Annotated in this window: 12 protein-coding genes; 8 read left to right on the plus strand and 4 right to left on the minus strand. The window is 37.8% G+C overall.

The window, feature by feature from the left end; genetic code table 11:
* The first annotated feature begins 65 nt into the window (after positions 1-65).
* Together AAGS61_RS16050 and AAGS61_RS16055 are read left to right on the plus strand one after the other, a co-directional pair.
* Positions 66-1307: an MFS transporter gene (locus tag AAGS61_RS16050; protein ID WP_391374211.1), complete on the plus strand. Its 1242-nt coding sequence runs from the start codon at positions 66-68 to the stop codon at positions 1305-1307.
* A 311-nt stretch (positions 1308-1618) separates the two neighbouring features.
* The gene (locus AAGS61_RS16055) at positions 1619-2464 is read left to right on the plus strand and encodes a MurR/RpiR family transcriptional regulator (protein WP_391374101.1); all 846 of its coding nucleotides are present in this window, start codon (positions 1619-1621) and stop codon (positions 2462-2464) included.
* A 113-nt stretch (positions 2465-2577) separates the two neighbouring features.
* Here AAGS61_RS16055 and AAGS61_RS16060 read toward each other — a convergent pair whose 3' ends face one another.
* Positions 2578-3381 (minus strand): GNAT family N-acetyltransferase, encoded by an 804-nt coding sequence (locus AAGS61_RS16060; protein WP_391374103.1) that lies wholly within the window; start codon positions 3379-3381, stop codon positions 2578-2580.
* A gap of 272 nt (positions 3382-3653) precedes the next feature.
* Between AAGS61_RS16060 and AAGS61_RS16065 the strand changes: the two genes are divergently transcribed.
* A complete protein-coding gene (locus tag AAGS61_RS16065) occupies positions 3654-4580 on the plus strand; it encodes a manganese-dependent inorganic pyrophosphatase (RefSeq protein WP_391374105.1) in 927 nt (308 codons plus the stop codon).
* Positions 4581-4622: 42 nt separating this feature from the next.
* On the opposite strand, the gene AAGS61_RS16070 is transcribed toward AAGS61_RS16065, so the two are convergent.
* Positions 4623-5960 carry an FAD-dependent oxidoreductase gene (locus tag AAGS61_RS16070; RefSeq protein WP_391374106.1) on the minus strand — a complete coding sequence of 446 codons (1338 nt, stop codon included), beginning with the start codon at positions 5958-5960 and terminating at the stop codon, positions 4623-4625.
* Between the two features lie 161 nt (positions 5961-6121).
* Here AAGS61_RS16070 and AAGS61_RS16075 point away from each other — a divergent pair, with 161 nt between their 5' ends.
* Positions 6122-6826: a DsbA family oxidoreductase gene (locus AAGS61_RS16075; protein WP_391374108.1), complete on the plus strand. Its 705-nt coding sequence runs from the start codon at positions 6122-6124 to the stop codon at positions 6824-6826.
* Between the two features lie 113 nt (positions 6827-6939).
* A complete protein-coding gene (locus AAGS61_RS16080; protein WP_391374111.1) occupies positions 6940-7578 on the plus strand; it encodes an FMN-dependent NADH-azoreductase in 639 nt (212 codons plus the stop codon).
* Positions 7579-7784: 206 nt separating this feature from the next.
* Here AAGS61_RS16080 and AAGS61_RS16085 read toward each other — a convergent pair whose 3' ends face one another.
* The gene (locus tag AAGS61_RS16085) at positions 7785-8312 is read right to left on the minus strand and encodes a YceI family protein (RefSeq protein ID WP_391374113.1); all 528 of its coding nucleotides are present in this window, start codon (positions 8310-8312) and stop codon (positions 7785-7787) included.
* 234 nt (positions 8313-8546) lie between these two features.
* Between AAGS61_RS16085 and AAGS61_RS16090 the strand changes: the two genes are divergently transcribed.
* From AAGS61_RS16090 to AAGS61_RS16100, 3 genes are all read left to right on the plus strand, one after another.
* Positions 8547-8852 carry a winged helix-turn-helix transcriptional regulator gene (locus AAGS61_RS16090; protein ID WP_391374116.1) on the plus strand — a complete coding sequence of 102 codons (306 nt, stop codon included), beginning with the start codon at positions 8547-8549 and terminating at the stop codon, positions 8850-8852.
* Between the two features lie 18 nt (positions 8853-8870).
* Positions 8871-9782, plus strand: coding sequence for a UDP-N-acetylmuramate dehydrogenase (gene murB / locus AAGS61_RS16095; protein WP_391374118.1), 912 nt, complete (start codon positions 8871-8873; stop codon positions 9780-9782).
* Positions 9783-9867: 85 nt separating this feature from the next.
* Positions 9868-10632, plus strand: a complete 765-nt coding sequence (locus AAGS61_RS16100; RefSeq protein ID WP_391374121.1) for an exodeoxyribonuclease III — start codon at positions 9868-9870, stop codon at positions 10630-10632.
* A 60-nt stretch (positions 10633-10692) separates the two neighbouring features.
* On the opposite strand, the gene AAGS61_RS16105 is transcribed toward AAGS61_RS16100, so the two are convergent.
* Positions 10693-12222 (minus strand): bifunctional metallophosphatase/5'-nucleotidase, encoded by a 1530-nt coding sequence (locus tag AAGS61_RS16105; protein ID WP_391374124.1) that lies wholly within the window; start codon positions 12220-12222, stop codon positions 10693-10695.
* Positions 12223-12365: the final 143 nt, after the last annotated feature.

Here is a 12365-nt window from a genome sequence, read left to right on the forward strand (position 1 = left end):
TGAAACAAATGTATAGTGATTATGTAACGTCAAGTGTAAAGACAGGTGATAGAAGAGTGGAAAAAATAATAAGAAATGACAATACGGCTACAAATACAACGTCTATTTCTCGCAATAAATTACTCGGTGTTGCGGGTGTGGGGTGGATGTTTGATGCAATGGATGTCGGCATTTTATCGTTTGTTATTGCAGCGCTAACTGTCGATTGGGGATTAACCCCTGTTGAAAAGGGTTGGATCGGTAGTGTGAACTCCATCGGTATGGCGGTCGGTGCATTACTATTCGGCGTGCTAGCAGATAAAGTAGGGCGTAAACAAATTTTTATGTGGACGCTCGTATTATTTTCTGTTGCGAGTGGATTATCCGCATTTGCGACAACGTTAACAGTCTTTTTACTGTTACGCTTTTTAATTGGTATGGGGCTTGGTGGAGAGTTACCGGTTGCTTCCACACTCGTATCAGAAAGTGTCAAGGCAGAAGAGCGCGGCCGAGTAGTCGTGCTACTCGAAAGTTTTTGGGCGGCCGGTTGGTTAATTGCTGCTATTATTTCGTACTTTGTTATACCGGCGGATTTTTGGCCGATTGAAGGCTGGCGAGTAGCATTATTAATTACAGCGATTCCTGCCTTTTATGCGATTTATATACGCATGAAATTACCAGATTCACCGCAATTTACAGTGAGTGCAGAGGCCAAAAAACGTTCTATCTTTCAAAACATTCGTGATGTATGGGCAAAAGAATATGCTAAATCGACCTTCATGATGTGGGTGCTATGGTTTGCAGTTGTATTTTCTTACTATGGCATGTTTTTATGGCTACCGACGGTCATGGTCGATAAAGGATTCGATTTAATAGCGAGCTTTAAATATGTGTTAATCATGACACTTGCTCAATTACCAGGATATTTTACAGCGGCATGGTTTATCGAAAAGTTTGGTCGTAAATTTGTCCTTGTTACTTATTTAATAGGGACTGCAGCAAGCGCATTTGTTTTTGGTAATGCTGAAACGGTTGGGGTACTACTCGCTTCGGGTATGTTATTATCATTCTTTAACTTAGGCGCATGGGGTGCTTTGTATGCGTATACGCCTGAGCAATATCCAGCTATTATTCGCGGGACAGGCGCAGGGATGGCAGCATCCGTCGGGCGTATTGGCGGAATTTTTGGTCCGTCACTTGTCGGTGTTATGTTAGCTAAAGGCTATGATTACGGTGCAATTTTTGCCGTTTTTTGTGTGGCGATTTTAATCGGCGTAGCAGCGGTTGTCCTGTTAGGGAAAGAAACAAAGCAAACAGAGTTACGTTAACTTAAAGTAAGGGAGGAGGTTGTTCGTAAGGGCGACTTCTTTCTTTTTTTATCGTCAGTTGTAAAGTGTATTAACTTAATAGGATTACTCAAAAAATATTAATTCTTTTAGGTTTTAAAAATGCTAACTGAATTTTTGTCAATTTTGTATCTAAATCAGTTTTGTTTGTTAGAGCATTAAAGTTTTTTCAGAAAAGTCATTGTATTCAATCAATATTCATGTTAATGTATTTTTTATTATATGGAACATAGCGTATGTCGAATTAACATCACTGAGACCATTTAACTATTGAAGAAGGAAGGAATTGAAGTATGAGTATTTGTGATAGTATTAAGAAGAAGTACATAAGACTATCAAAGGGTCAACGGAAAGTAGCACAATTTGTCATTGACAATCCTAACATTATTGCAACACAAGTAGCTTCTGAAGTAGGGCGACAAGCGGGTGTTAGTGAATCAACTGTTATTCGTTTCTGCTATGCAATGGATCTATCTGGATTTAGTGAGCTACAACAAAAAGTAAAAGAGTACTTAATTGAAAAAGATGGAGTTGCACCTGTTACAACGAAAGCACGTGCCATCAAAAAACAGAATATTCCTTGTAATGAAGTAATGTCAAGAGACATAGACAGCATCGTCAATACAATGCAAAAAATGCATGAGCAAAACTTTAATGAAACAATTGATCTTCTACATAATGCAAACCGTATTTTTATACTAGGTGTTAGAAGTTCAGCACCTGCTGCACTTTGGTTGTATAATAACCTTGCATCTTATCGTAATGATGTACAGTTAATGAGTTATAATACAGAAAAAATTGCTATCGATTTAACACAAATGAACGAACAATCTGTACTGTTTGTCGTCGGCGTAAATGAGCAACAGGATGATGTGATGGCTGTCGTCGAGTTAGCAAAACGTAAAAAAGTGAAGCTTGTAGCGATTACAGATAATGTACCATGTCCACTGCAAAAGCAAGCAGATTTATTGCTTACAACGGGTACATCGGAACACAACGTTATGTTATGTGATATTGCTGTGTTTTCATTGCTTCATTCCATTGTAGAGTGTATGATTATGCAATATAAAGAATACTATACATTAGCACGCACTCAAAGTACACACAATATTCCGAATTCGTTAATAGAGTGGGTATAAAAAACTCGGTATTTTCATCAATGAAAATACCGAGTTTTTTGATTTGTAATTGACATGTAATCTAAGCGTGAAAGTTTGTTTCACAATAAAAGAAACCTAGTCTAGTATAACGATTAATTCATGAAAATTTTGCTATAGTATAGTTCGTCGAATGTTTCGTTTTGTAGTTTAAAGGCATTTTTACGTGTACCTTCACAAACATAACCGTGTTTTTCAAATAATGATCGTGCATGTTCGTTATGTGCTAGAATTTGTACTTCTAAACGTTGAATGTCATGCTCTTTTGCCCATCTTTCTGCCTGTGTTAGCAAGGCTGAGCCAATACCCGTACGTTGGAATGCTTGTGCAACACCAATGCGTAGCGAAGCCACATGCTTTGTACGTGCCGAGATGTTCCCGTTAATCAGTGTGTATCCTGCAAATTCGCCATTTACGATACAAAGTAAAATCGTGCTCGTTTTTACTTTGCGCCATTCCATCATTGCTTTACGTAATTTTTGAACGGTTAAATTTTGTTCATTCGCATTAAAATACTCGAAATCGCATTCACTAAAAATCGTTTCTTGCAGGTTGATGAATGCGCGGGCATCATCTGTTTCGATGTTACGAATAATATATGTTTGATTATTTGTTCCATCTTCTGTGTCCCCATTATTATTTTTTTGGAGGCGTGAGAAAGTGACGGAACGTCCTAATTTCACGTCAACTACATTATATTCCGCATTTAGCCAAGCTAAATAATGTGTTAGCGGCGGCTTCGTTTTCTTCCACCAACTCAAATTTAAGTATGCCGCATTTGGTAGGCCTTGACCCATAATGTTTTCGATTGCTTCATATGTAAGGGTCATTTCAGATTGAGTAGAATTTTGGAAGAACTCAGCTAATGGAATATATTTTTTATCCATTTTCTTCGTCATAATATTCCTCGTTTCTCTAAGGTGAAAATTATATAATTTTGTTATAAATAATATATTTTTAATAAATTTAAGTAAGCACCTTCGTATTCTAACATTTTATCATAATAAAATACTATAGGATAATAAAAAATATAAAGAAGAGATTGTTGTTTTTTGTCGAAAATAAGGCGAAGAGCCGCGAAATAGAAAGTTCTATTTTTAATCACGCATTGAGATGTGATAAAATGTATTCGGTAAATATAAGTAAGTTGAACAATTTAGGAGGAAATGAAATGAGCAAAGTAGTAGTGTTTGGACACAAAAATCCAGATACAGATACAATTACATCAGCCATTGTATATGCATACTTAAAACAACAATTAGGTGTAGATGCAGAGGCGGTACGTCTAGGTGAAGTGAATAATGAGACAAAATTCGCGTTAGAAAAATTTGGTTTTGAAGCACCGCGCTTAATTGGCAATGTAAAAGAAGAGGCAGCAAAAGTAATTTTAGTTGACCATAACGAGTTCCAACAATCTGCTGATGGCATTGAGGAAGTTCAAATTACAGAAGTAATCGATCATCACCGCATTGCTAATTTCCAAACAGCTGATCCACTTTACTTCCGTGCAGAGCCAGTTGGCTGTACAGCAACAATTTTAAATAAAATCTTTAAAGAAAATGGTGTGGAAATTCCAGCAAATATTGCAGGACTGATGCTTTCTGCTATCGTTTCAGATACACTTTTATTCAAATCGCCAACGTGCACAGAACAAGATGTACAAGCGGGGAAAGAATTAGCTGAAATTGCAGGGGTAGATGCTGCTGAGTATGGTTTAGCTATGTTAAAAGCAGGTGCTGATCTGTCAGATAAATCTTTAGAAGACTTATTATCGTTAGATGCAAAAGGCTTCGAGTTTGGCGAATACAAATCAGTTGTAGCGCAAGTAAATGCAGTTGATATCGAAGATGTGTTAGGCCGCCAAGAAGAGTTAGTAAACTTACTAAATAAAAATGTAGCGGATAATGGCTTAGATTTATTCTTCTTTGTTGTAACAGATATTTTAAACAATGATTCAACGGCTGTAGCGGTTGGGCAAGTAGCAGAAGCTGCTGCGAAAGCATTTGGTGCTGAAATCGTAAACGGTCGCATCGCTCTACCAGGTGTTGTATCTCGTAAAAAACAAATCGTTCCGGTATTAACGGAGAACCTGAAATAATTTGAAAAGAGGGTGCTTTAAGCATCCTCTTTTTGTGTCCCTCTAATCTAAATGTTTCTTTTTGAGTTTTAACGGGTAAACAGCGGGCCCTTCTATGACATTGCCATGCTCGTCGAAGCGTGAGCCGTGACAAGGGCAATCCCATGTGTTATCTCCTTCATTCCAACGTGTCCGACAACCTAAATGCGTACATTTGGGCGCATCCATTCGAGCCAAATGACCATTCAAAAATTCTACCCCTATAAATCCAGCTGTTTTAAAGCTTTGTTGCCATGCTTGCAATGTCATATGGCGAGTTGGAACATATAAGGCTTTTGCTATATGATCTTCCTTCTGGATATAGCTAGTCAGTAATTCTCCTGCCACAAGGGAATTAGATAAGCCCCATTTATCGTAACCTGTGGCAATATAAATGGAAGAGTCTGATTCAAGAGGTCCTACATATGGAATTTTATCGGGCGTTTGTACGTCTTGTGCACTCCAATAAAATGTTGGGAGTCCGCTCAAATGGAACGTCGTCTGTAATTCTTTTTCAAACGTGTCATAGTAAATAGCTGTTTCTGTTTTCGTACCAGCAAGGTGGTTGCTGCCACCGTAGAGCAAATATAGTGTGTTATGGATAGAAGCAGTACGAATTGTTCGAACAGGTTTATCGATGCTAATATATTGTCCTTCTAGCGATTCATGTACCGGTATAGCGGTCAAGTACGAGCGATTAATTGCTAGCTTGGAACTATACAGGCGTTGTAAAGACGTAATCGGATAATGGGAACAAATGAGGAGTTGCTCAAATAGAATACGTACCCCATTTTCAAGCTCAATAAATTGTTCCGTAATTGTTGTAGCTCTTGAAGACGTATAAATCCTGGCACCTGCTTGCTGCGCTTCCTTTGCTAAAAAAGTAAGGACTTCGACAGGGTGAATTTGCGTTTCATTTTTAATACCAAGTGCTAATGTGACGGGGATTGGTAACTCTGTTTCAGCTGTAGCAAAAGCTTCAATTCCTATCTGTTCATAACGATTATACTCCTGCTGTAATTGCTTTTTGCCATCTTCTGTCGTTGTATAAACGAATGAAGTAGCTGATTGAAATAAGGAGCTTGGAAGTTGTTCCTTAAAAGAGGCAATGGCTTGTTGATTGGCTTGATAATATAACTTGGCTTCTTCTAATTCGAATCCAGCATATTTGTTGCTATGCTGAATGGTTAGTTTTCCTGTCGAATAGGCAGTCGTTCCTAATCCGATATTTTCCTGTGCTTCAATTAATAAAACATCCACACCTGCCTTTGCCAATAAATAGGCGCTATATATTCCTGTTAAGCCCCCTCCCACAATACAGACTGTGCATTGGCTATCCTCTTCTAAAGGAGTTGTTGTCATTAATGTTTGCTCATGTAACCAAACGGACTTTTCGATTGTTCTCGCCCTCTCTCGTTTTTAAACCCAGTATTGGAAAGATCGGATGACAATATTCATAAGACTTATCGATTGTAAGAGCTTACATATCCTCGTTACAATAGATAATGAAGGGGGGCGCTAGCATGAAAATTGAAGTATGGTCAGATTATGTATGCCCATTTTGTTATATTGGCAAAAGGCAACTGGAAAAGGCGATTAAGCAATCAGGATATGAGGGTCAAATTGAAGTGGAATATAAAAGCTTTCTTTTAGATCCAACGACACCGATTGATGCAGAAGAGTCTATTTATACAGCGCTAGCTCGTAAATACAATTTGTCTGAAAAAGAAGCGAAAAATATGACAGCAAATGTAGCTGTTCGTGCAAAAGAAGTAGGACTAGATTATAATTTCGACGAGATGAAAACAGCGAATACGACAGCTGCACATCGTTTAGCCAAATTAGCCATGGCGCAAGGAAAAGAGGAGGCATATAATGAGCGTCTTATGAAAGCTTACTTTTTAGAGGGGGAGGCAATTGGACGTCATGATGTGCTAAAGCAGTTAGCGAAAGAAGCTGGTCTTGAGATGGACGCAGTAGAGCGAGTGTTAACAAGTAATCAATATGAAGAAGCGGTTGAACAAGATATTTATGAAGCACAGCAAATTGGTGTGCGCGGCGTGCCATTTTTTGTTGTGAACAATAAATACGGGATTTCAGGTGCGCAACCACAACCATTATTTGAACAAACCATTGAACAAGCAGCATCAGAAGCAGGCTTAAAAAAGTCCATTCAAATCGTAGGTGAAAACGGTCCTGTTTGTTCAGATGGACAATGTGACATATAAATTCAGTCTAAAGTAGTAGAGTAACTAACTTGAAAAAAGTAAGTTGCTCTATTATTATAAAAGAGTATCTCGAATTCGAGATAAAAACTGTGATGATAAGGAGATTCAAATAAATGACAAACGTATTAGTAGTGAAAGCAAACAACCGCCCAGATGGTGTATCAACAAAAATGTATGAAACATTTGTTGCAGAAGCAGCAAAAGTAGAAGGGGTTAACCTTTCAACATTTGATGTATTTGAAGAAAACTTACCGTACTTTGGTCAAGAATTATTTAACGCTTTTGGTAAAGCACAAGCTGGTGAAGCATTAAGCGACATCCAAAACGCTTCTTTAGCAGCATTTAACAAATCACGTGAAGTATTATCAGCTGCAGATGTAGTTGTATTTGCATTCCCATTATGGAACTTAACAATTCCAGCCGCATTACAATCATTCGTTGACTATACTTATGGTGCAGGCTATTCATTTAAATATGATGAAAATGGTAACTTAGTCAGCTTAATGACAGACAAAAAATACATCGTATTATCAGCACGTGGTGGCATTTACTCAACACCAGAAACGGCACCAATGGAAATGGCTGCAACTTACATTAACACTGTTATCGGTGGTGTATTCGGCATGCAAAAAGTGGACGAGGTAATTATCGAAGGTCACAATGCCAACCCAGCAGAAGCAGAAAACATCATCGCAGCTGGTTTAGAAAACGTAAAAGCAGCAGCACAAAAATTAGCAACAGTAACGGCGTAATTAGAAAAGAGTATATTTAAAAGACTTCCTATTCTTTTAGAATCAGGAAGTCTTTTGTTTGTAATAGAGTAAAAATTAGTGATGAAGGGGGATATCAATCCATGATTTAGTGACTCGTGCGAATAGTTATTGAAACAACATGTTTGTATAAAGTATGTTTCTTTGACCGTTTTTCCGTTCTCTTGTTATTAGGTGTAAGTTTCTTTTTAATAGCTATTTAATGCAACTAAAACCGTAATTTGAATATTTTCATCAATAATCGTACCATTTGCTTCGATTAATGCATTGTATGTAAGACCGAAATCTTTGCGGTTAATGACTGTGGAACAAGTAAATACATGCGTTTCTGTATTCCATTCCGTCTGTTTTTTCTCTTTATAAAGAACATCAAATGTAACACTTTTTGTTACATTTTTAATAGTCAAATCTCCTGTTAGCGTGTATAATTCTTCATCGCTAGGGATAAGATCTGTTTTTGTGAAATAGATTTTAGGGAATCGGTCAGCATCAAAAAAGTCCGCTGAAATTAAATGTTGATCACGTGCTAAGTCGCGTGTAGAAATACTTGCTACATCAATTTCAATTTCGATTTTACTTGCATGAAGTTCCTGAATAGTAGGTGCTTCGATTTTAGCTGTATATGAGCCGAATGTACCTTTTACTTTTGAAATTTTCATATGACGAACAGAAAAACCGATTTCTGAATGTGCCATATCAACAGTAAAATGTGCCATAAAGAACCCTCCCTTACATGTTTTTGTAATAAATGATAAATTAAATGTGAAAATTACTCAATAATTATACATAAAATAGCATTGTTGGACCTATATGTGTATGCCATTTAACATGCATAGGTAATTACTTTTAATAAGTAAATTTAAAATGGTAAACTACTGTATATACGTGTAAATGAAAATTTACTTTCACATAAAATATCGTTAAAATAAACGAGGTAGAGGTGACCTTAAATGAAAGAAACAGCATTATGTCCACGACTCGCTAAGGCGATGGAACTCATTGGGAAGCGTTGGACAGCGTTAATTATTTATCAATTATTAGGTGGACCGCAACGTTTTAATGCGATTGAGGCTGCTTTACCAATTAGTGGGCGATTGCTTTCGGAACGTTTAAAAGAGTTAGAAAAAGAGGAAATTGTCGAACGTAAAGTATATTCAGAAGTGCCGATTCGAGTGGAGTATTCTTTAACGGAGAAAGGGCGTTTTTTAGAAGGCGCTATTCGCGAAATTGAAAATTGGGCACAAAAATGGACGTAAGGAAAGGGAATGGCTTACATGACAATTGAAAAATGGGTATCGGATTTAGCTCAAATGGTGAATCCGGAAAATATTAAATGTAATGAGTCGTTAAAGCAATATACAATGACAAAACTGGGTGGCAATGCAGATGTGTTTGTTATGCCAGAGACAGAGGAAGAAGCCGCGAATATCGTCAAATATGCATACGAAAATAATGTGCCGTTGCTAATGCTAGGCAACGGTTCAAACATGGTTGTACGTGATGGCGGTGTAAGGGGCATTGTGATTCATTTTGCTAAACTTGACCGTATCGATATTGATGGTGAAATGGTGATTGCACAATCAGGTGCATTAATCAAAGAAGTATCCAAGCTTGCTGCGGCACAGGCGTTAACTGGCTTTGAATTTGCTTGTGGTATTCCAGGTTCAATTGGCGGTGCCATGGCAATGAATGCGGGTGCATACGGCGGAGAAATTAAAGACGTTATTGTAGATTGTACAGTATTAACGCCAACAGGCGAACGAATCGTATTATCTAAAGATGAATTAGAATTAGCATACCGTAAAAGTGTTATTGCGAAAAAAGGCTATTATGTGCTAAATGCGAAATTTCAATTAGCAAAAGGGGATCAGGAGGCAATTGATGCCAAAATTGCAGATTTAACATTCCAACGTGAGTCAAAGCAACCTCTCGAATATCCATCGGCAGGAAGTGTATTTAAACGCCCGCCAGGTTACTTTGCAGGGAAACTCATTCAGGATAGCCAATTACAAGGTAAAGGTGTTGGTGGAGCAGAAGTGTCCACAAAACATGCAGGCTTCATCGTTAATAAAAATAATGCAACAGCAACAGATTATATTGAAACGATTCATATGGTGCAACGGGTCGTCAAAGAAAAGTTCAATGTTGATTTAGAACTAGAAGTAAAAATTGTCGGAGAAGATTAATAATAGCCCTGCTACTTTATGTGGCGGGCTTTTTTAGCGTATAAGTGTATAAAAAAGATACTATCTTTCTAAAGGAGAAAAAGTAATGAAATTTATATCATGGAATGTAAATGGCATCCGTGCTTGTATTAAAAAAGGTTTTTTAGATTATTTTCATCAAATGGATGCCGACTTTTTTTGTATTCAAGAAACGAAATGCCAAGCTGGACAAGTAGATTTACAGCTAGCGGGCTATTATCAGTATTGGAATTATGCACAGAAAAAAGGTTATTCGGGAACAGCCATTTTTACAAAATATGAGCCCCTAAGCGTATCGTATGGCGTCGGTGATGAGGAGGCAGAAGCAGAGGGGCGTATTATTACACTTGAATATAGCGACTTTTATGTAGTTAACGTCTATACGCCGAATGCACAGCGTGATTTAGCCCGTCTTCCGTTTCGCCTAGAATGGGAAGATAAGCTAGCAATCTATTTAAAACAACTGGATGCGAAGAAGCCTGTTATTTATTGTGGCGATTTAAACGTCGCATTTCAAGACATCGATTTAAAAAATGCAAAGGCAAACCAAGGGAATTCGGGTGTTACGATTGAAGAGCGTGGGAAAATGGCGGATTTGCTAGCAGCAGGCTTTACCGATTCATTCCGTCATTTTTATCCGGATCGCACGGACATTTACACATGGTGGAGCTATATGGCAAAAGTGCGTGAACGGAATATTGGGTGGCGTATTGATTATTTTATTGTATCGAATCGTCTTGTTCCGCAACTGACAAAAGCACATATTCATGATCATATACTAGGGAGTGATCACTGTCCAATCGAGCTTGAAGTAGAGAGTTTGGCTATTTAAAAAGGAACAGTCCTAACACGTAGTTGTTGTAGGGCTGTTCCCTTTAGTATGTTTAGGGATTTATATTTTCACTTTAAGATTATGATTCCATGTTGCTTCGACAACGGGATACTTATAAAAGTAATTCCCAATGAGTTCAGTCATATCGATTTGAATGTCTTTGATAATCGGTTTATTTTTGAACATCGGGAAGTTACCAGCGCCTGTAGCACGGTAATTATTCATGACAACGTCGAATGTAGCATGCACATCAATAGTTTCTCCGTTATAAAGAGCTTTTGTCACACGGTTACCGCGCGGGTTTGAAATGGTGAATTCATATTCAATTCCTGCCCATAAATCATAGTTGTAAGGCTCATCTTTTGGCACTTTAAATGTAGGGCTAACGACGAGTGTATTGTTTTTAATTTCAAAATAAGTCGCACATTGCTCCAGTGCATCTAAAATATCTTGTCCTGTTAAACGCAGTACTTTTAGTGTATTCGGATAAATATAGCTACTGACAATGTCACGCATTGTTACATGTGTATTAAACCCACTGACGCCATTATGAAACAATGCTGTTGTAGAAAGTTGAGCACCAGAAGCCTCTAGTTGCACACGGTGAATAAAGTCTATAAATGGGTGTCCTTGTAAGCGTGCTTCAAATGGGTTTTCCACAAGAATCGGGGCATTGATTGTGCCGATGGTTGTATCGAGCCATTGCTCTGTTTGGTTATACAATGATTGCGCATGTGTGAGTAAAGGATAATAAGGTTTTGTTTGCGTATCTACATAATGAAGCTGTGGCTTTGCAGCAATAATGGTTTGTCCTGCTATCGTTAATTCCACTTCTGCTAAACAACTTCCTTTTGAGCCAGATTGAACAACGGGTTTACCGTGCACAAATGTAGCAATTTCTCGATGCTGATGGCCTGAAATCAATACATCAATACCATCGATTTCTTGACACATACGATAGCCCTCGTTTTCAGTACTAGTCTCTAAAACCTCACCTGTTTGTAAGTCACACTCAAAGCCACCATGATAGCTCACAATAACAATATCCGCAAGTGGACGTACCATTTCGACAGTGCTTTTTACGGCTTCAAAAGCATTGACGAACTGTAACCCTTCAATATGAGTAGGGTTTTCCCACAATGTGACAAAATGCGTTGTAGCGCCAATAAGGGCAATGCGTAACCCTGCTAGTTCTTTGAAGATATACGGTTTTGTCCAATACGTACCATCCATTGTTAAAATATTGCATGCTAGCCATGGAAAATGAGATTGCTCGATAACTTGTTGTAAATAGTCTTTGCCATAATTAAACTCGTGGTTGCCAAATACCGCTGCATCTATATGTAAGGCATTGACGGCTGTAACCATTGGATCAAGTCCTTGTTTTTTTGTGTGGTAGTAATACGTAAGTGGACTCCCTTGAATTAAATCCCCATTATCAATGAGTAAAGTGGGTTGTTGTGTTCGTTTTTGCTCAATGTATGTCGCGATTTTAGCTAAGCCAAGTGCCGTATCTGGAGGTTGCCGATAGTCGGTTGGATAAAGGTACCCATGTAGATCGCTTGTTGCTAAAATTGAAATTTTTATCATTATGACGACCCTCTTTTCTAAAGTAACATACCCATAGAATTTCTGTATGTTAATAATAGGCTAATTATTTTCAGGATTATACATAATGGCTTTGTGTTAGATAGAACGATTATGAGAAATCATTCTTTATTCGGTGCATTAAT

Origin of the sequence: Lysinibacillus sp. KU-BSD001, from assembly GCF_042920265.1 — a bacterium.
Lineage (GTDB): Bacteria > Bacillota > Bacilli > Bacillales_A > Planococcaceae > Lysinibacillus_B.

What these genes read in the sequence shown, in the direction of transcription:
- AAGS61_RS16055 (WP_391374101.1), top strand. Translation starts at nt 1,619, where the DNA reads ATGAGTATTTGTGATAGTATTAAGAAGAAGTACATAAGACTATCAAAG.
- AAGS61_RS16060 (WP_391374103.1), bottom strand. Translation starts at nt 3,381, where the DNA reads ATGACGAAGAAAATGGATAAAAAATATATTCCATTAGCTGAGTTCTTC.
- AAGS61_RS16065 (WP_391374105.1), top strand. Translation starts at nt 3,654, where the DNA reads ATGAGCAAAGTAGTAGTGTTTGGACACAAAAATCCAGATACAGATACA.
- AAGS61_RS16070 (WP_391374106.1), bottom strand. Translation starts at nt 5,960, where the DNA reads ATGACAACAACTCCTTTAGAAGAGGATAGCCAATGCACAGTCTGTATT.
- AAGS61_RS16075 (WP_391374108.1), top strand. Translation starts at nt 6,122, where the DNA reads ATGAAAATTGAAGTATGGTCAGATTATGTATGCCCATTTTGTTATATT.
- AAGS61_RS16080 (WP_391374111.1), top strand. Translation starts at nt 6,940, where the DNA reads ATGACAAACGTATTAGTAGTGAAAGCAAACAACCGCCCAGATGGTGTA.
- AAGS61_RS16085 (WP_391374113.1), bottom strand. Translation starts at nt 8,312, where the DNA reads ATGGCACATTTTACTGTTGATATGGCACATTCAGAAATCGGTTTTTCT.
- AAGS61_RS16090 (WP_391374116.1), top strand. Translation starts at nt 8,547, where the DNA reads ATGAAAGAAACAGCATTATGTCCACGACTCGCTAAGGCGATGGAACTC.
- murB (WP_391374118.1), top strand. Translation starts at nt 8,871, where the DNA reads ATGACAATTGAAAAATGGGTATCGGATTTAGCTCAAATGGTGAATCCG.
- AAGS61_RS16100 (WP_391374121.1), top strand. Translation starts at nt 9,868, where the DNA reads ATGAAATTTATATCATGGAATGTAAATGGCATCCGTGCTTGTATTAAA.
- AAGS61_RS16105 (WP_391374124.1), bottom strand. Translation starts at nt 12,222, where the DNA reads ATGATAAAAATTTCAATTTTAGCAACAAGCGATCTACATGGGTACCTT.